Below are 17,506 nucleotides of genomic sequence, written 5' to 3'. Positions count from 1 at the left end.
AAAAGGCACCCGGTGAGCGCCGGTCCGCTACGCCAAAGGCTTCGGCGCCTACTTCACCGGGGTCGAAGCCACCACCGGCTCGCGCACGCGCGACCCGCTCAGGCCGTAGTAGGCGATGTACAGGTAGCACACCAGCGGCAGCACGAAGGCGTGCTGCAGGCCGATGCGATCGGCCAGGAAACCCATCAGCAGCGGCAAGACCGCGCCGCCGACGATGGCCATGATCAGCAGCGAGGAGGCCTTGCTGGTCAACGGCCCCAGCTTGGCCATCCCCAGGGTGAAGATGGTCGGGAACATGATCGAATTGAACAGGCCGATCGCCACCACCGCATACACCGCGGTCATCCCGCTGGTGGTCAGGGTCACCAGCAGCAGCAGCGTGGCGATGCCGGCAAAGGTCGCCAGCAGCTTGCCTGCATCGATCCTCAGCAGCAGCGCCGAACCGATGAAGCGGCCCACCATCGCGCCGGTCCAGTAGGCCGAGACGTACCGGGTGGCCGCCTGCTCGGACATCGCGCCAATGTCGGGCATGGACAGGTAGTTGACCAGATAGCTGCCGATGGACACCTCGGCGCCGACGTAGAAGAACAGGCCCAGCACGCCCAGCAGCACATGCCGATGACGCAGCGGTTCAAACAGCCCGTAATGGCGGGTTTCGTTCTTTTCGCTGGCCTCGGTGATGGCCGGCAGGCGAAACAGGAAGATGAAGATGGCCAGCGCGAACAGCGCAATGCCCAGCCCCAGGTACGGCATCTGTACCGACTGCGCCTCGGCGGCACGGTAGGCCAGCATCTGCGCCTGCGACATGGCCGCCAGCTGCTCTGGCGTCCTGGGCTCGGCGGCCAGGATCAGCAGTCCACCGAACAGCGGCGCGATCGCCGTGCCCAGCGAGTTGAAGGCCTGCGACAGGTTGAGGCGGCTGGAAGAAGTCTTCTCCGGGCCCAGCAGCGCCACATACGGATTGGCCGCCACCTGCAGCGCGGTGATCCCGGTGGCCAGCACGAACAGCGCGCACAGGAACAGCGGGTAGCTGTACATCGCGGCGGCCGGCCAGAACAGCAACGCGCCCACGCCGGCCACGGCCAGGCCGGCGACGATGCCGTTCTTGTAGCCCAGCCTGGCCACCAGCCGGCCGGCCGGCAGCGCCATCAGGAAATACGCACCAAAGAAGGTGAACTGGACCAGTGCGGCCTGGGTGTAGTTGAGGGTGAACACCGACTTCAGGTGCGGCATCAGGATGTCGTTGAGGCAGGTCAAAAAGCCCCACATGAAGAAGATCGTGGTGACCACCGCCATGGCCAGCTTGGGCGTCGAGTGGGCCGTCGGCGCGGAGGTCGATGAGGGGCTGGCATGCGTCATTGGACGTTCCTGCTGGTGTCGTTTCGGCGTAAGCCACCAGTATTTCATGTGCACCGTCATCACCCTGTTGCGATGCAATATCCTTTCGTCCATGCCCGCAACCGGCGCACCCTGCCGATGGAGAGTTCCACATGATCGCCACGCCGAACTACCAGGCCCTGCTGCAGACCGCCATCGACCAGGCCCGCGCGGGCCTGGCCGAGGGCGGCATCCCCATTGGCGCGGCGCTCTACCACGACGATGGCCGGCTGCTGGGCTGCGGCCACAATCGCCGTGTGCAGGAAGGCGATCCATCGGCGCACGGCGAGACCGACGCCTTCCGCAGGGCCGGCCGCCAGCGGCGCTACCGGGACACGCTCATGGTCACCACCCTGGCCCCGTGCTGGTATTGCAGCGGCCTGGTGCGCCAGTTCAACATCGGCACCGTGGTGGTGGGTGAATCGCGCACCTTCCAGGGCGGCGTCGCCTGGCTGCGCGAAGCCGGGGTCAAGGTCATCGACCTGGACAGCCAGGAATGTGTGGACCTGCTCGGCGGCTACATCGCCGCCAATCCCGAAGTGTGGAACGAGGACATCGGCCAGGACTGATTACCGCGGATCGATGTGGAACGCGCCGAAGGCGATGCCCAGATCCCAGCCCCTGCCGGTGGCCGCCAGCGCCAGCGAGACCTCACCCTTGGTGAGCACCTGGGCATCGCTGGATTTCACGGCGCCGGCGTGCGCCTCGGCGGTGACATAGCTGCCCAGCACCTCGCGCGCGCTGTGCACGTCGCTGAAAACACCGGTGCCCTGGAGGGTCGATTTGCCTGCAGTCAAGCCACCCCCCTTCATGCTGATCCTGACCGGCAGCGAGGTACCGTTGCTGCAGGTCACCACGCCGGTGCCCTTGGCGGTCTTGTAAATGACCGACCAGCCCGACGCGGAGAAACGCAGCTTGCACTTGATATCGGGCGGCTTGGCTTGCGCCGGCACCGACAGACCCGCCAGGGCCAACAACGAAACCAGCACGGTGGCACGAATCATCATCTTGTCCTTGTCTGTCTGCTTGAAGGGCTGTCGAGCCGAACCTGCCCGGCTGAAACCTGCACGGCCGCGCCCCGCCCCGGGCAGGCGCGGCGCGGGAATCGGCCAGGTCCCTCCATCGGGCGCGCCTACAGGATGTAGCGGCTCAGGTCCGGGTCCTGGACCAGTTCGCCCAGGTACTTGTCCACGTAGGCGCGGTCGATGGCCACGGTCTCGCCGCCGCGGTCGGGCGCCTCGAAGCTGAGCGTGTCCAGCAGCCGCTCCAGCACGGTGTGCAGGCGGCGTGCGCCGATGTTTTCCTGACGCTCGTTGACCTGGGCGGCGATCTCGGCCAGGCGGTCCACCGCTTCGGCATTGAAGGAGACGGTGACGCCTTCGGTCTGCATCAGCTGTACGTACTGCTTGGTCAGCGCAGCCTTGGGTTCGGTCAGGATGCGGACGAAATCGTCCTTGCTCAGCGCCGCAAGCTCCACCCGGATCGGGAAGCGGCCCTGCAGCTCGGGAATCAGGTCGGACGGCTTGGCCAGGTGGAACGCGCCGGAGGCGATGAACAGGATGTGGTCGGTCTTGACCGTGCCGTACTTGGTCGAGACGTTGGACCCTTCCACCAGCGGCAGCAGGTCACGCTGCACGCCCTCGCGGCTGACATCGCCGCCGCCGACGTTGTCGCCACGCTTGGCGACCTTGTCGATCTCGTCGATGAAGACGATGCCATGCTGCTCGCAGGCCTCGATCGCCGCGGCCCGCACCTCGTCCTCGTTGACCAGCTTGGCGGCCTCTTCTTCCACCAGCTGCGGGCGCGCGGCCTTGATGGTCATGGCGCGCTTGTGGGTCTTGCCACCGCCGAGGCTGGAGAACATCTGCTTGAGCTGCTGGCCCATTTCCTCCATGCCCGGCGGGGTCATGATGTCCACGCCGCCGGCGTTGACCGACAGCTCCAGTTCGATCTCGCGCTCGTCCAGCTCGCCCTTGCGCAGCATGCGGCGGAACTTGGAGCGGGTGTCGCCATCCTGCGCCGATGCCTCGCCCGAGACCACCGACGGATCGAAGCCGATGCCACCGCTGCGCCTGGGCAGCAGCGCATCCAGCAGGCGGTCCTCGGCGCGCTCCTCGGCCTGGGTGCGCACCCGGGCCTTGGCCTGTTCGCGATACAGCTTGACCGCGGTGTCGGCCAGGTCGCGGATGATCTGCTCGACATCCTTGCCCACGTAACCGATCTCGGTGAAGCGCGTGGCTTCGACCTTGACGAACGGCGCGTTGGCCAGCGTGGCCAGGCGGCGCGCGATCTCGGTCTTGCCCACGCCGGTGGGCCCGATCATCAGGATGTTCTTGGGCATCACCTCGTTGCGCAGCTCCGGCTCGAGCTGCGCGCGGCGCCAGCGATTGCGCAGGGCGATGGCCACCGCGCGCTTGGCCGCGTGCTGGCCGACGATGTGGCGGTCCAGCTCCTGCACGATTTCTCTGGGCGTCATCGTGCTGTTCATGCGGGCATCCCTGCCGCGACATGCGCGGCTGTCGGAGAGACCGGCCCGCACATCCATGTGCGGGCGTTCGCCGGGACCAGATGCGCTTGAACGCATCTGGTCTTGTCCGGCTCACCCTGCACGATCTCGCGCGGGGTCATGGTGGCAGAGGTGTTGTCGGGATTGGACATGGGGTCGGCAGCGGGATGAGGAGTGAGAAAGGAGGGGGCAACGGCATGAGCGGGGCGCGGGAGGAATGAGCGCACGATGATGTGATTTCTCACTTCCCCTTTACGCGCTCCTCGCTGCTAGAGCTCTTCGACCACCACGTTGCGGTTGGTGTAGATGCAGATGTCGCCGGCGATGTTGAGCGACTCGACCGCGATGGTCCGGGCATCCAGCGCGGTGTGACCCAGCAACGCGCGCGCGGCCGACAACGCATACGCGCCCCCGGAGCCGATGGCGATGATGCCGTCCTCCGGTTCGATCACATCGCCGGTGCCGCTGATGATCAGCGAGGTGTCCTTGTCGGCCACCGCCAGCAGCGCTTCCAGCTTGCCGTAGCGACGCTCGGTGCGCCAATCCTTGACCAGCTCGACCGCAGCGCGTTGCAGCTGGCCGTGCTTTTCAAGCTTGGCTTCGAACAGCTCGAACAGGGTGAAGGCATCGGCGGCCGCACCGGCAAAGCCGGCCAGCACGTGGCCGTCGCGCCCCAGGCGTCGCACCTTGCGCGCGTTGCCCTTCATGACCGTATTCCCCAGCGTCACCTGGCCGTCACCGGCGATGGCAACCTTGCCCTCGCGACGGACCGAGAGGATGGTGGTGGCGTGGAAGACGTGGGGGTTCTGGCTGGGATCCATGGCAACTCCGATGCGGTCCGAACCAGATGGGGCCGCCGCCCTGATCTTCAACCATGGCCACTGGCCCTGGGCGCCGGCGTCGAGGACCCGGGGAACTCAGGGTTGCCTGGCCGCTGCCGCACCCATCTGCTCCACACGCTGGCACGCCGCTTTGGCCTGCACCGGGTTGGACTTGGCCTGGGCCATGGTGGCATCGAAACTGCTCGCATATCCGCGGTCGAAGGTCGAGGCGCCCACGCCCTTCTGCAGCATGCGCGCGCGCAGCCCGGCCTTGTGCTGGTCGGCTGCGGACTGGTCCATCTTGCCGCAGTACACCGCGATGGCATCGACCTGACCACCTGTGGCAATCAGCTGTTCGTTGTAGCCCGGCGGTGCCTGGCTGCTCTGGGCGTGCGCCACGCCTGCGCATGCCAGCACGGCCATAGCCATGACCCTTCCGAACGTCGTGATGCGCTTCATCCGTCAGCTCCCTGCTTCGCTCAAGAGCCTGCCATCCTTGACGATCCCGCATGAACCGCACTTGGATCGGCCGGCGTGCCAGCGCCTGTGCAGCGGCCATCGGCGCGGACCGGGCCAGCGCGGGTGTCATCCAGCAGAAACAGCGGCTGGAACCGCTGGTAGTCAGGACCTGGCAGCCGGAAACCGGGACATGACGGCCATGCAGGTGGCATGGATGCCAGCATCGAGCGCGGCCCACCGCCGCGCGCCACCTGCGGCCCCTCACATCGCCGACGCGTCAGGACTTGCGCCTGGCGCGCGGATGGGCGCCGTCATAGACCTTGGCCAGGTGCTGGAAGTCCAGGTGTGTGTAGATCTGGGTGGTGGCGATGTCGGCGTGGCCGAGCAGTTCCTGCACGCCGCGCAGGTCGCCGGAGGATTCCAGGATGTGGCTGGCAAAACTGTGCCGCAGCATGTGCGGATGGACGTGCTTGAACAGCCCCTGCCGCTGCGCCAGGGCCTTGATCCGCAGCTGCACCGCACGCGGGGAAATGGGCGCATCGCCGCGCCCGGGAAAGACCTGCGCGGTGTCGGCAGTCGGCTTCTGCGCGCGCCATTGGAGCAGCGCTTTTCTTGCGTGCGAACCGACCGGCACGATCCGCTGTTTGCGGCCCTTGCCCAGCACCGTGACCAGACCCGCATCCAGGTCCATGTCGCTCCAGCGCAGCGCGCACAGCTCGCTCAGGCGCAAGCCGGAGGAATAGAACAGCTCCAGCAGCGCGCGGTCGCGCAGGCCCATTGGCGCATCGGTGGGCACTTCGACCAGCTGCACCGCCTCGTCGGCGTCGAGCACCTGCGGCAGCTTGCGCGGCGCCTTGGGCGCACGCAGCCCGGCCACCGGGCTGGCGCCGATGCGCCCGTGCCTGAGCAGCCAGCTGTAGAAACTGCGGCAGGCCGAGAGCCGGCGCTGCAGGCTCTTGGGCGCCAGCCCGGCGCGATGGCCGCTGGCGATGAAGGCACGCAGTTGCTCGCTCTGCAGTTCGCTTGGGGCCGGCAGCTGCTGGGCCTGGGCCCACTGCTGCAGCGCGCGCAGGTCGCGGCGATAGGCATCGAGCGTGTGTGCGGAAACCTGGCGCTCGACCTGGAGGTGGGTCAGGAACTGGGCGATGAAGTCCGGATCCGGGCCCGGGAAGGCAACCGCAACGGCACGATCGCCTGGCGGTGGATGCTTTTGCTCCGCCGGGTCCCGGGCCCCGGGTCCCAAGTCCCGGCGTTCCCGGACCTTCATCACCCGTACCGCCGCAGCGCCGCCGCCAGTGACTGGCCCATCATCCGCAGGAACAGCGTGCCCATGCCTGGATAGAAGCGGTTGCCGTCGCAGCTGCCGACCGCCACCAGACCCACGCCCGGCAGCGGCAGCAGTGCCGACGATGCCACTTCCTCGGCCCGCGCCGCGTACAGCAGCGCGTTCTTCTGCGGCTGCAGGCGGCCGCAGATCGGCTCGCCATCGGCCAGACAGTCGCGGAACGGCGCCAGGTGCGAGCTGTCGGCCGGCACCGCCTGCAGCCAGGGCGCATCGCTCAGCTCCGGCGGCATCTGGCCCAGCAGCACGATGCGCACCAGGTCGCCGTGGAAATCCTCTTCCAGCGAAGCGGCCATCGCCGCCAGGGTGGTGGCGCGGCTGTCCTGGCGCATCAGGGCCAGGGTCAGCTGGTGCACACGCACGGCCAGGCGCTCGTTTTCCAGGGCATTGGCCGACAGTTCGCCCAGGCGGCGCGACAGTTCGCGGTTCTTCTCGCGCAGCACGTCCAGCTGGTAGCTGGCCAGCGAGGCGGTCGGGCCTTCCTCGCGCGGCACCACCAGGGTCAGCGCCAGGTCCGGGAACTGCTGCAGGAAGGTCGGATGCCGGCGCAGCCAGGCGGCCACTTCGTGTGCGCCGAGTTTCTCGGTGACCTCGCTCATTGCTTCCACTCCCCTTCAAAGACGAATGTGGCCGGGCCGGACATCACCAGATCGGCGGCATCGTGCGGCCACTCGATCTGCAGTTCGCCGCCGGGCAGGGCGACGGTGACGCTGCGCTCGACCAGCCCCGCACGCATCAGCACCGCCGCAGCCGCACAGGCACCACTGCCGCAGGCCAGGGTTTCACCCACGCCACGCTCGTACACGCGCAGGGCGATGCGCTGACGCGAGACGATCTGGGCGAAGCCGACGTTGACCGAGTCGGGAAAGGCCGCATGGGCCTGCAGCGCCGGGCCCAGTGCGTGCACCGGCGCGGTGGCCAGCTCGTCCACCTGCACCACCGCGTGCGGATTGCCCATCGACACCGCGCCGAATGTCACCTTGGCCTGGTCCAGGGTCACTTCGTAGAACGGCTGCTCGGTTGCGAAGCCGGCCAGTGGAATCTCGGCCGGATGCCAGCGTGGTACGCCCATGGCCACCGCAAAACCGGCCGGCACCTGATGCACCTGGTGGGTGCCGGCCGGACTGTCCAGCTGGAAACTGCCCTGCCCGGCCACGCCATCGCGCACCAGCCAGGCCGCCACGCAGCGCGCGCCGTTGCCGCACTGGCCGGCGGCCGAGCCATCGCCATTCCAGATGCGATAGGACGCCACCGAGCCTGCTTGGCGTGGTGTCTCGATGGTCAGGATCTGGTCGCAGCCCACGCCGGTATGGCGGTCGGCCAGTCGTGCGGCCAGCTTGGCATCGGGTGCTGGCTGGCCGCCGCGCAGGTCGAGCACGACAAAGTCGTTGCCCGCCCCGTGCATCTTGGAAAACCGCAGCGGGGCCTGATCAGCCATCCCCGTCGGCACCGCCCCTGTCCAGGGCCTGATCGGCGGCCTGATCGGCGGGGCTGGGCGCGGTGGTGCCGTCCTGCGGCGTGGTCTGCACCGGCGGGGTGGCGCCGGGTTCGCCCGCTGCGGCCGGCTGGGTCGGGTCCGCGGCCGGTTCGGCCGCAGGCGCAGGAGTGGTCACCGGTGCCGGCTTTTCCGGCAGCACCAGCGGACCCTTGTTGCCGCAGGCGGTCAGCGCCAGCAGCGTGGCGCACCAGAGCGCCCATCGCGATACGGTGTTCATGGCTCGAGTATAGCGATTCGACCCGGCCCACGGCCGGCCCGCGCCGGCAGTCCGTCGCAACGGCACGACGTCAGGGGATTTCCCACGTCGATCAGCGCGCCGTGCCGGCCACGCCCAGCTGGTCCAGCATGAAGGCGTAGTACTCGGCCATTTCCTGGTAGCGGCGGAAGCGGCCGGACTTGCCGCCGTGGCCGGCTTCCATGTTGGTGCGGAACACGACCGGCTGGCTGCCGGTGTTGAGGTCGCGCAGGCGGGCCACGTACTTGGCTGGCTCCCAGTACTGCACCTGCGAGTCCCACAGGCCGGTGCCGACGAACATCGCCGGATAGGCGCGTGGCTTGAGGTTGTCGTAGGGCGAGTAAGTGACCATGTAGTCGTAGAACTGCTTGTTCTCGGGATTGCCCCACTCGTCGTACTCGTTGGTGGTCAGCGGGATGCTCGGGTCGAGCATGGTGGTGACCACATCGACGAACGGCACCTGCGAGATGATCACCCGATAGTCGTCCGGGGCCATGTTGGTGATGGCGCCCATCAGCAGGCCGCCGGCACTGCCACCCATGGCCGCCACCCGGTCCCTGGCGGCGTAGCCCTGCGCAACCAGTGCCCGGGTCACGTCGATGAAGTCGGTGAAGGTGTTCTTCTTGTTGAGCAGCTTGCCGTTGTCATACCAGGCCCGGCCCATTTCCTCGCCGCCGCGGATGTGGGCGATGGCATAGACCATGCCGCGATCCAAAAGGCTCACCACCGGGCCGGAGAAACCCGGGTCCATCGACGCGCCATAGCTGCCGTAGCCGTACTGCAGCAGTGCAGCGGTGCCGTCCTTGCTGAAGCCGTTCCTGTAGACCAGCGAGACCGGCACTTGGGTGCCGTCACCGGCGCTCACCCACAGCCGCTCGGTGGTGTAGCGGGAGGCGTCATAACCGGGCACCGGCTGCTGCTTCATCAGACGGCGCTCGCCGGTGACGGTGTTGAGCTCGTAGGTGGTGACAGGGGTGGTCAGCGAGGTGTAGCTGTAGCGCAGCCACGGCGTGTCGTGTTCGGAGTTGATGTCCAGGCCCATCGAATAGGCCGGCTCGTCGGCCCTGACATAGGTTGCCTGCGCATCCTGCGCAAAATCCCGCGCCTCCATGTCCGGGCTCTGCAGTTTGTTCCCGTCCTTGCCCAGCAGGCGGATGCGCTGCAGGCCCTGCGAACGCTCGCCGATCGCGGTGAAACCGTCGAACAGCTCGAAATCCTCGATGTAGACGCTGTCGCTGTGCGCGACCCAGTCCTTCCAGTCCTTGCGCGAGGAACTGCCGTCCGGCGCGGTGACCAGCTTGAAGTTGGTGGCGCCATCGGCGTTGGTGCGGATCACCCAGCGCCCGTCGAAGTGCTCGGCCTGGTATTCCACATCGCGCGCGCGCGGGGCCAGCACGGTGAAGGTTTCCGGATCGGCCGCCAGTGCGTAGCGCTCCTCGCTGGAGACGGTGCTGTGCACGCCAATGGTGATGTACTTCTCGTCGCGGGTCCTGCCCAGGCCCATGTAGAAGCTGTCATCGTGCTCTTCGTAGACCAGCACGTCCTGCGCCACCGGCGTGCCCAGCACGTGCTTCTTCACCCGCACGGTCAGCAGGGTCTCCGGATCGTTCTCGACATAGAACAGGGTCCTGTTGTCATCGGCCCAGACCACGTTGGGCGACACCCCGGGGATCTCGTCGGGCAGCACCTTGCCGCTGGCCAGGTCCTTGAAGCGGATCGTGTACTGGCGCCGGCCGACCGCATCGTCGGCGTAGGCCAGCAGCTGGTTGTCCTGGCTGAGCTCCCATGCGCCGACGCTGTAGTAGCTCTTGCCCTGGGCCAGGACGTTGACATCCAGCAGCACTTCTTCGGGCGCCTGCATGCCGCCCTTGCGCCGCGCATGCACCGGATAGTCCTTGCCGGCCTCGTAGCGGGTGTAATACCAGTAACCGCGCTGGCGGTACGGCACCGTGGCATCGTCCTGCTTGATGCGCGCGACGATCTCTTCGTACAGCGTGTCCTGCAGCGGCTTGAGCGGTGCCATCACCGTATCGGCGTAGGCGTTCTCGGCCCTCAGGTAATCCAGTACCTGCGGATTGCTGCGCTCGTCGTCGCGCAGCCAGTAGTACTCGTCCTGGCGCTGGGCGCCGAACGGGGCGGTGACCACATGCGGCTTGCGGGCCGCATCCGGCGGGGTGGCAGTGGTGGCGGCGGTGGAGGAAAGCGGCGTACTCATCAGCAAGGTCACAGCCAGCAGGGCAGGGAGGGGCTTCATGGATAGGTCTGTCCGGATCGGGTTGCAAGGGCCGCACGGCCGATCGTCGGTGCGGCATGCAATGCACGCGCGGGGTGATGCCGGCGCCTTACTTGCTCAGCTGATCCCACAGGAAGGTGTAGGCCAGCGCGCTCATGTGCGCGGCCTGCGCGTTGTCGGCTGCACCGCCGTGGCCGCCTTCGATGTTCTCGTAATAGCGCACGTCCTTGCCGGCGTCGAGCATCTTGGCCGCCATCTTGCGCGCGTGGCCCGGGTGGACCCGGTCATCGCGCGTGGAGGTCATGAACAGCGTTGGCGGGTAGGTCTTGCCCGGGTCGAACAGGTGGTACGGCGAAAAGGTCCTGATGTAATCCCAGTCGCCGGTATCGGGATCGCCGTACTCGGCCATCCATGAAGCCCCGGCCAGCAGGTGGCTGTAGCGCTTCATGTCCAGCAGCGGCACCTGCACCACGATCGCGCCGAACAGCTGCGGATACCGGGTCAGCATGTTGCCCATCAACAGGCCGCCGTTGCTGCCGCCCTGGGCGCCAAGATGCTCCGGCGAGGTGACCTTGCGCGCGACCAGGTCCTGGGCCACCGCGGCGAAGTCCTCGTAGGCCTTGTGGCGGTTGGCCTTGAGCGCGGCCTGGTGCCAGCGCGGGCCGTACTCGCCGCCGCCACGGATGTTGGCCACCGCGTACACGCCGCCCTTTTCCAGCCAGCCCTTGCCGATGCCGCCGGAATAGCCCGGTGTCAACGAGATCTCGAAGCCACCGTAGCCATACAGCAGGGTCGGCGCGGTCCCGTCGAAGCTCAGGTCCTTCGGCCGCACCAGGAAGTACGGCACCCGGGTGCCATCCCTGGAGGTGGCAAAGTGCTGTTCGATCACATCGCCCGAGGCGTCGAAGAACGCCGGCATGGCCTTGAGCGGCTCGATCCTGGCCTGCTGCTGCCCGACATCGGTCAGCAGCAGGGTGGTCGGGGTCAGGTAGTCGGTGACGGTCAGCCACAGCGCGTCGGATTCCTGGCTGTCCACGGCGCTGGCGCTGATCGCGCCGAACGGCACATCGCCCACTTGCAGCGGCCTGGAGATCCACGTGCCATCGCGGTGGGTCAGCACGCTCAGGCGGTTCTTCACGTCGTGCATGACGTTGAGCACGATGTGGTCAGCGGTGAAGGTGGCGCCAGCCAGCGAGGTCGTGTCGGTGGGCTCGAACAGCACGTCGAACTGACGCTCACCGGCCATGAACGCGTCGAAGCGCGTGACCAGGAACGATCCGGCCTGATAGGTCCTGCCGCCCACCGTCCACGGCTCACGCAGCTCCAGGCCCAGCCATTGGCGGTGCACCGACTTGTGCGCCGAGTTGGGCGCATCGACCTTGATCAGCGCTCCGCCCTTGTCCCGCAGGTACAGCTCATCGTTGTAGAAGGCGATGGTGCGGGTGACGAAATCGCGCTCGAAGCCCGGGGTGGGATCGTGGCCTGCGGCGATGTACATGTCGTCGGCCTTGCCTTCGTAGACGACCTTGGCCGCTGCCAGCGGCGTGCCGCGCTTCCATTCCTTGACCATGCGCGGATAGCCCGAATGGGTCAGGCTGCCTTCGCCGAAATCGGAGTAGACGTACACGGTGTCCGCATCGATCCAGCCCAGCCCGCCCTTGGCCGCCGGACGGTAGAAGCCGCCTTCGACCCAGGTCTTGGTGATCAGGTCGAACTCGCGGCTGACGTCGGCATCGGAGCCACCGCGCGAGAGCGCGATCAGGCAGCGGGTGTTGTCCGGCTTGCGACATTGCGCGCCGTGCCAGACCCAGGTTTCCTGCTCGGCGGCGTTGAGTGCGTCGATGTCCAGCACCGTCTCCCAGGTGGGATTGGGCTTGCGGTATTCGGCCAGCGTGGTCCGGCGCCAGACGCCGCGTGCGTGGTCCTTGTCCTTCCACAGGTTGTAGTAGAAGTCGCCGATCTTCTCCACGTAGGGAATCTTGGCGTCCGAATCCAGGATGGTGCGGATGTCGGCTTCCAGCTGCTTGAACTGCGGGGTGGCGGCCAATTCGGCTTCGGTTCTGGCGTTGCGTTCCTTGACCCAGGCCAGCGGCCTGGCGCCTTCGACCTCTTCCAGCCACTGGTACGGGTCGTCGGTCATGGCGGTCTCCTGGGCATTGGCAGTGGCACTGGCGGCGGCCAGGCCGGCAAGCAGGGCAAGGGCGAGTGGGTTCAAGGCGGGTCTCCGTGCAAGGCAGATGGCCGCCGCACGCTAGCACAGGCCTTGCGCCCGACATCCCGTGCCGAAGGTCAGGCCGCGCGTGGCATCCTGGCTGGCCGCGGCCGGCGTCGACGGGCCTGCACGGCAACCCGGGCAGACGGTACCGAGACGGCGAGTGCAGCCCGGGCGGCGGGGCGGGTCTTCGGCCAGGCTGGCAGGCGGAAGCGGTGCAGCGACCACCACGCCACCAGCGGCAGGCCGGCCAGCCACAGCGGGGTCCAGCCCAGCAGTTCGGTGCTGCCGCGCCCGCCCGGCAGCAGCAGCACCAGGCTCAATCCGGTCAGCGCAAGCGTCCGCAGCACCAGCTCCAGGCACGGATCGGCCGGGCAAGCAGCGTGGACATCTCTGGGTCGGTGGGCCATGGCGGTGGGTCCTGTCGGGGCTGGCCACGCAGGCTGCGCGATGGGCTTCTCACCGGCTGCGACATCGACGCCCCCGGGCACGCCTTGTTGACGCTTGCATGCCTGGCTTGCCGCCTGTGGAACCTCGCCCATCATGCCGACCGACGACGCCACCCCGCCCATCGATCGCGCTTCATGGACGCCTGCATGCCATCGCCCACGTGCCCCACTTTTGCGGCGGCGAAGAAGGCGCGCAAGCGCTGAGGTTGTTTCTTCGTGCAGCGGCCGTCACCCGCGTGTTTGTCGCGCAGGTGCAGACGTTGGCTGGATCGATGACACGCACATCGCCGCGACCTGAAAGCCGCGCTTTGGTCAGTTCAGCTGGCCATGGCAGTGCTTGTACTTCTTGCCGCTGCCGCAAGGGCACGGATCGTTGCGGCCGACCTTGGGGTGCTCGCGCAGGATCGTGCCCTGGAGGCCGGCGGCGGCCGGCTGGGCGGCCTGCGCCTGGGCGCCGGCAGCGCCCTCGCCGCGCTGGGCGCGCGCTTCGCTCTCCTCGGCGACATAACCGCCGGTGTCGGCATGCTGGAACTGCATGGCCCGCTGCTGGGCCTCGGCCAGTCGGCGCTCCTGCGCCTCCAGTTCGGCCACTTCCTCCTCGCTGCGGATGCGCAGGCGCGCCAGGATGGTGACCACCTCGCGCTTGACGTTCTCCAGCATCTCCGAGAACAGCTCGAAGGCTTCCTTCTTGTATTCCTGCTTGGGCTGCTTCTGCGCGTAGCCGCGCAGGTGGATGCCCTGGCGCAGGTAGTCCATGCGCGCCAGGTGTTCCTTCCAGCCCTTGTCCAGCACGGTCAGCATCACGTGCTTTTCCAGCGCGCGCATGGTTTCGGCGCCGATCTGCGCTTCCTTCTGCGCGAAATGCGCATCCAGCGCTTCGCGCACGCGCGCCTGGATGCGCTCGGCATCCAGTTCCTCGGCTTGCTGCGGCCACTGGGTGATCGGCAGGTCGATGCCGGCCTCGGACGCCAGCTCGGCCTGCAGCCCGGCCAGGTCCCACTGCTCGTCGATCGAATTGGGCGGCACGTAGCGCGCCACCAGATCGGCGACCACATCGGCGCGGATGCCATCGATGTTGTCCTTGACCGACTCGGCGTCCAGCAGTTCGTCACGCTGGGCGTAGATCACCTTGCGCTGGTCGTTGTTGACGTCGTCGAAGTCGAGCAGGTTCTTGCGGATGTCGAAGTTGTGCGCTTCCACCTTGCGCTGGGCCTTTTCGATCTGACGGCTGACCAGGCGATCCTCGATCACGTCGTCCTCCTTCATGCCGATCAGCTTCATCGCCTTCTGCACCCAGTCGCTGGCGAAGATGCGCATCAGGTTGTCTTCCAGCGACAGGTAGAAGCGCGAGGAACCCGGGTCGCCCTGACGCCCGGAACGGCCACGCAGCTGGTTGTCGATGCGCCGTGACTCGTGGCGTTCGGTGCCCACGATGTGCAGGCCGCCGGCGGCCTTGACCTGCTCGTGGCGGGTCTTCCAGTCGGCCTTGACCCGGGCGATGTCCAGCTCCGGCGCGTCCTCGCCCAGTGCGGCCAGTTCGGCCTCCAGCGAACCGCCGAGCACGATGTCGGTGCCGCGGCCGGCCATGTTGGTGGCGATGGTCACCGCGCCCGGACGGCCGGCGTTGGCCACGATCTGCGCCTCGCGCTCGTGCTGCTTGGCGTTGAGCACTTCGTGCGGCACGTTGTTCTTGCGCAGGTGCTCGGACAGCATCTCCGAGGTCTCGATCGATGTGGTGCCCACCAGCACCGGCTGGCCGCGCGCGTAGCAGTCCTGGATGTCGGCCAGCACGGCGTTGAACTTGCCGGTGCGGTTGAGGAACACCTGGTCCGGGAAATCCTTGCGGATGGTCGGCCGGTGGGTCGGGATCACGATCACTTCCAGGCCGTAGATGCTCTGGAACTCGTAGGCCTCGGTGTCGGCCGTGCCGGTCATGCCGGCCAGCTTGCCGTACATGCGGAACAGGTTCTGGAAGGTGATGCTGGCCAGGGTCTGGTTTTCGCGCTGGACCGGCACGCCTTCCTTGGCCTCCACCGCCTGGTGCAGGCCATCGGACCAGCGCCGCCCCACCAGGGTGCGGCCGGTGAACTCATCGACGATCACCACCTCGCCATCGCGCACGATGTAGTCCACGTCGCGCTGGTAGATGGCGTGCGCGCGCAGGGCGGCATTGAGGTGGTGGACCACGCCCAGGTTCTGCGGCGAATACAGGCCGTCGTCCTCGTCGTCCCTGAGGATGCCGGCGCTGCGCAGCAATTGTTCTGCATGGGTCTGGCCGGCTTCGGACAGGTGGACCTGCTTGGATTTTTCATCCACCCAGTAATCGCCCTCGCCTTCCTCGGTTTCCTGCCTGACCAGCGAAGGCACGATCCGGTTGACCCGGATGTACAGCTCCGGCGAATCGTCGGCCGGGCCGGAAATGATCAGCGGGGTGCGCGCTTCGTCGATCAGGATCGAGTCGACCTCGTCGACGATCGCGTAGTGCAGGCTGCGCTGGTGGCGGTCTTCGCGCGCCATGGCCATGTTGTCGCGCAGGTAGTCGAAGCCGAATTCGTTGTTGGTGCCGTAGGTGATATCGGCGGCATAGGCGGCGCGCTTGTCGCCGTGGGCCATGCCCGGATAGACCACGCCCACGCTCAGGCCCAGCCAGTTGTACAGCCTGCCCATCTGGGCCGCGTCGCGGCGGGCCAGGTAGTCGTTGACCGTGACCACGTGCACGCCCTTGCCCTCCAGCGCGTTGAGGTACACCGGCAGCGTGGCCACCAGGGTCTTGCCCTCGCCGGTGCGCATCTCGGCGATCTTGCCCAGGTGCAGGACCATGCCGCCAACCAGCTGCACATCGTAGTGGCGCAGGCCCAGCACACGGATGGAGGCCTCGCGGCACACGGCGAAGGCTTCGGGCAGGAGCTTGTCCAGCGCTTCGCCATCGGCGATGCGCTTCTGGAATTCGGGGGTCTTGGCCTTCAGTTCATCATCGCTGAGCTTCTGGATTTCAGGTTCCAGTGCATTGATGCGCACCACCAGGCGGTCGAGCTGTTTGAGCAGGCGTTCGTTGCGGCTGCCGAAGACGCGGGTGAGCAGGCTGTTGATCATGAAAGAAGGAACCGGAATGGGAAGGAGCGTCGGCGCCGGCAGGCCTCGTTCGATCCCCAAGGCCAGGCGCCGAAAAGCGAAACAGGGCGCACGGGGCCCGGTTCCGGCAACACGGCATTGTAGCTTGGGGCGCCACCGGACGAATCAAGGCGCCCGGCACGGAAGCAGCCCAGGCTGCAGGCTGCTCGCTGGGTGGGAGCGGCCATGGCGGCGATGAAGCTTTCCCGGTACATCCCTCGCCGCCATGGCGGCTCCCACGCGAGACAATTGCTCCTACCCGCGGCCGCGCCCGCCCAGGGGTGTGGTGTTCTCACCCAGGAACTTGCGCGGATTGACCACGCGCCCGTCTTCCCACACTTCAAAATGCACGTGCGCCCCGGTCGAGCGCCCGGTCGAACCGGCCCTGGCCACGGTCTGTCCGGCGCGGACCAGGTCGCCCGGCTTGACCACCAGGCGCGAGTTGTGGGCGTAGCGGGTGACGTAGCCGTTGCCGTGGTCCACTTCCACCACGTTGCCGTAGCCGCTGCGCGCGCCGGCGAAGCTGACCACGCCGTCGGCCACCGACAGCACCGGATCGCCCACGCTGGCCTTGAAGTCGATGCCCTTGTGGCGCTCGCCGCCGCCACCGAACGGATCGGCCCGACCGCCGAAACCGGAGGTGATGTAGGTGTTGGCCAGCGGCATGCGCGAAGGCGTGGCATTGCGGTCCAGCTGGCGGTTGAACAGCAGCGATTCGAGCACCGACAGCTGCTGGCCGGAGGCGTCAAACCTGCCCTGCAACTGGTCCAGGCCGTCGGCCAGCGCAGCCGGCGGCATGTCGCTGGTGGCACCTTCCGGACCGCCGACGCCGACCGGCTCGTCGAAGTTGAACTCGCCGTCCTGCAGCTTGCCGATCCGGGTCAGGCGCTCGCCCAGTGCGTTGAGCCGGTTGGCCTGGGCCTGCAGCTCGCCCAGGCGCGCGGACATGGCGTTGATTTCCTGCTGGGCGCCACGCTTGACCTGGTCCAGTTCGGCCTGCTGGCGCTCGGTCCTGGCCTGCAGCCAGGACACCTGGGCCATGCCGAAGGCACTGCGCCCGACCAGCCCCAGCATCATTCCACCGGCCACCAGGATCCCCGCGCTCAGCAGTGGCCGGGTGTGGCTGAAGCGCCGCATCTGCGCAGTGCGCAGGCGCAGGTGATGGCTCACCCAGGAGCGCGTATTGTGAACAATGTTGTTGAAACTCATGGATCTGTGATGCCCCATCCAAAGTCCCAGCCGCGTCGTCCGGCGAGTCCGCTC

General features: G+C 67.4%; 16 protein-coding genes. 2 read left to right on the top strand and 14 right to left on the bottom strand.

What is annotated here, in order from left to right; genetic code table 11:
* Positions 1 to 48 precede the first annotated feature (48 nt).
* On the bottom strand, positions 49 to 1,359 hold the full coding sequence (gene fucP / locus D9R12_RS09760) for an L-fucose:H+ symporter permease (RefSeq protein ID WP_014159431.1): 1,311 nt from the start codon (positions 1,357 to 1,359) through the stop codon (positions 49 to 51).
* Positions 1,360 to 1,490: 131 nt separating this feature from the next.
* Here fucP and D9R12_RS09755 point away from each other — a divergent pair, with 131 nt between their 5' ends.
* Positions 1,491 to 1,946: a nucleoside deaminase gene (locus D9R12_RS09755; RefSeq protein WP_122230101.1), complete on the top strand. Its 456-nt coding sequence runs from the start codon at positions 1,491 to 1,493 to the stop codon at positions 1,944 to 1,946.
* Here the strand turns inward: D9R12_RS09755 and D9R12_RS09750 are convergent, their stop codons facing one another.
* The 4 genes from D9R12_RS09750 to D9R12_RS09735 form a co-directional block, all read right to left on the bottom strand.
* Positions 1,947 to 2,381 carry a hypothetical protein gene (locus tag D9R12_RS09750; protein ID WP_043290865.1) on the bottom strand — a complete coding sequence of 145 codons (435 nt, stop codon included), beginning with the start codon at positions 2,379 to 2,381 and terminating at the stop codon, positions 1,947 to 1,949.
* Between the two features lie 128 nt (positions 2,382 to 2,509).
* The gene (hslU, locus tag D9R12_RS09745; protein WP_122230099.1) at positions 2,510 to 3,865 is read right to left on the bottom strand and encodes an ATP-dependent protease ATPase subunit HslU; all 1,356 of its coding nucleotides are present in this window, start codon (positions 3,863 to 3,865) and stop codon (positions 2,510 to 2,512) included.
* A 287-nt stretch (positions 3,866 to 4,152) separates the two neighbouring features.
* Positions 4,153 to 4,704: an ATP-dependent protease subunit HslV gene (gene hslV, locus D9R12_RS09740; protein WP_014159427.1), complete on the bottom strand. Its 552-nt coding sequence runs from the start codon at positions 4,702 to 4,704 to the stop codon at positions 4,153 to 4,155.
* A 96-nt stretch (positions 4,705 to 4,800) separates the two neighbouring features.
* Positions 4,801 to 5,133 (bottom strand): hypothetical protein, encoded by a 333-nt coding sequence (locus D9R12_RS09735; RefSeq protein WP_210538865.1) that lies wholly within the window; start codon positions 5,131 to 5,133, stop codon positions 4,801 to 4,803.
* A gap of 80 nt (positions 5,134 to 5,213) precedes the next feature.
* Between D9R12_RS09735 and D9R12_RS15785 the strand changes: the two genes are divergently transcribed.
* On the top strand, positions 5,214 to 5,357 hold the full coding sequence (locus D9R12_RS15785) for a hypothetical protein (RefSeq protein WP_014159425.1): 144 nt from the start codon (positions 5,214 to 5,216) through the stop codon (positions 5,355 to 5,357).
* Positions 5,358 to 5,440: 83 nt separating this feature from the next.
* Here the strand turns inward: D9R12_RS15785 and xerC are convergent, their stop codons facing one another.
* The 9 genes from xerC to D9R12_RS09690 all read right to left on the bottom strand — a co-directional run bounded on the left by xerC (position 5,441) and on the right by D9R12_RS09690 (position 17,452).
* Positions 5,441 to 6,430, bottom strand: coding sequence for a tyrosine recombinase XerC (gene xerC, locus D9R12_RS09730; RefSeq protein ID WP_244671868.1), 990 nt, complete (start codon positions 6,428 to 6,430; stop codon positions 5,441 to 5,443).
* Positions 6,430 to 7,104 carry a DUF484 family protein gene (locus tag D9R12_RS09725; protein WP_122230097.1) on the bottom strand — a complete coding sequence of 225 codons (675 nt, stop codon included), beginning with the start codon at positions 7,102 to 7,104 and terminating at the stop codon, positions 6,430 to 6,432. The genes xerC and D9R12_RS09725 overlap by 1 nt, the downstream gene beginning before the upstream one ends.
* The gene (gene dapF / locus D9R12_RS09720) at positions 7,101 to 7,943 is read right to left on the bottom strand and encodes a diaminopimelate epimerase (protein WP_122230094.1); all 843 of its coding nucleotides are present in this window, start codon (positions 7,941 to 7,943) and stop codon (positions 7,101 to 7,103) included. The genes D9R12_RS09725 and dapF overlap by 4 nt, the downstream gene beginning before the upstream one ends.
* Entirely contained in the window at positions 7,936 to 8,220 is a 285-nt protein-coding gene (gene lptM / locus D9R12_RS09715) for an LPS translocon maturation chaperone LptM (protein WP_014159421.1), read from the bottom strand. The genes dapF and lptM overlap by 8 nt, the downstream gene beginning before the upstream one ends.
* A gap of 91 nt (positions 8,221 to 8,311) precedes the next feature.
* Positions 8,312 to 10,492, bottom strand: a complete 2,181-nt coding sequence (locus D9R12_RS09710) for a S9 family peptidase (protein WP_122230092.1) — start codon at positions 10,490 to 10,492, stop codon at positions 8,312 to 8,314.
* Between the two features lie 88 nt (positions 10,493 to 10,580).
* Complete coding sequence (locus D9R12_RS09705; RefSeq protein WP_122230090.1) at positions 10,581 to 12,686, bottom strand: prolyl oligopeptidase family serine peptidase; 2,106 nt, start codon at positions 12,684 to 12,686, stop codon at positions 10,581 to 10,583.
* A gap of 74 nt (positions 12,687 to 12,760) precedes the next feature.
* Positions 12,761 to 13,093: a hypothetical protein gene (locus D9R12_RS09700; RefSeq protein WP_043290329.1), complete on the bottom strand. Its 333-nt coding sequence runs from the start codon at positions 13,091 to 13,093 to the stop codon at positions 12,761 to 12,763.
* A 351-nt stretch (positions 13,094 to 13,444) separates the two neighbouring features.
* Entirely contained in the window at positions 13,445 to 16,225 is a 2,781-nt protein-coding gene (gene secA / locus D9R12_RS09695; RefSeq protein ID WP_122230088.1) for a preprotein translocase subunit SecA, read from the bottom strand.
* Positions 16,226 to 16,498: 273 nt separating this feature from the next.
* On the bottom strand, positions 16,499 to 17,452 hold the full coding sequence (locus D9R12_RS09690) for a M23 family metallopeptidase (RefSeq protein WP_014159415.1): 954 nt from the start codon (positions 17,450 to 17,452) through the stop codon (positions 16,499 to 16,501).
* Positions 17,453 to 17,506 lie beyond the last annotated feature (54 nt).

It is taken from the genome of Pseudoxanthomonas spadix (assembly GCF_003703395.1).
GTDB classification, from domain to species: Bacteria; Pseudomonadota; Gammaproteobacteria; order Xanthomonadales; family Xanthomonadaceae; genus Pseudoxanthomonas_A; species Pseudoxanthomonas_A spadix.
The sequence above is the reverse complement of the archived record's forward strand: the minus strand, read 5'-3'. Positions and strand labels throughout refer to the sequence as shown.

Excerpts from the sequence above, each read along its gene's own strand:
- D9R12_RS09690 (WP_014159415.1), bottom strand. The coding sequence starts at position 17,452 with ATGAGTTTCAACAACATTGTTCACAATACGCGCTCCTGGGTGAGCCAT.
- D9R12_RS09755 (WP_122230101.1), top strand. The coding sequence starts at position 1,491 with ATGATCGCCACGCCGAACTACCAGGCCCTGCTGCAGACCGCCATCGAC.
- D9R12_RS09735 (WP_210538865.1), bottom strand. The coding sequence starts at position 5,133 with ATGGCTATGGCCGTGCTGGCATGCGCAGGCGTGGCGCACGCCCAGAGC.
- hslU (WP_122230099.1), bottom strand. The coding sequence starts at position 3,865 with ATGAACAGCACGATGACGCCCAGAGAAATCGTGCAGGAGCTGGACCGC.
- fucP (WP_014159431.1), bottom strand. The coding sequence starts at position 1,359 with ATGACGCATGCCAGCCCCTCATCGACCTCCGCGCCGACGGCCCACTCG.
- dapF (WP_122230094.1), bottom strand. The coding sequence starts at position 7,943 with ATGGCTGATCAGGCCCCGCTGCGGTTTTCCAAGATGCACGGGGCGGGC.
- D9R12_RS15785 (WP_014159425.1), top strand. The coding sequence starts at position 5,214 with ATGAACCGCACTTGGATCGGCCGGCGTGCCAGCGCCTGTGCAGCGGCC.
- D9R12_RS09725 (WP_122230097.1), bottom strand. The coding sequence starts at position 7,104 with ATGAGCGAGGTCACCGAGAAACTCGGCGCACACGAAGTGGCCGCCTGG.
- D9R12_RS09700 (WP_043290329.1), bottom strand. The coding sequence starts at position 13,093 with ATGGCCCACCGACCCAGAGATGTCCACGCTGCTTGCCCGGCCGATCCG.
- secA (WP_122230088.1), bottom strand. The coding sequence starts at position 16,225 with ATGATCAACAGCCTGCTCACCCGCGTCTTCGGCAGCCGCAACGAACGC.
- D9R12_RS09710 (WP_122230092.1), bottom strand. The coding sequence starts at position 10,492 with ATGAAGCCCCTCCCTGCCCTGCTGGCTGTGACCTTGCTGATGAGTACG.
- D9R12_RS09750 (WP_043290865.1), bottom strand. The coding sequence starts at position 2,381 with ATGATTCGTGCCACCGTGCTGGTTTCGTTGTTGGCCCTGGCGGGTCTG.
- lptM (WP_014159421.1), bottom strand. The coding sequence starts at position 8,220 with ATGAACACCGTATCGCGATGGGCGCTCTGGTGCGCCACGCTGCTGGCG.
- xerC (WP_244671868.1), bottom strand. The coding sequence starts at position 6,430 with ATGAAGGTCCGGGAACGCCGGGACTTGGGACCCGGGGCCCGGGACCCG.
- hslV (WP_014159427.1), bottom strand. The coding sequence starts at position 4,704 with ATGGATCCCAGCCAGAACCCCCACGTCTTCCACGCCACCACCATCCTC.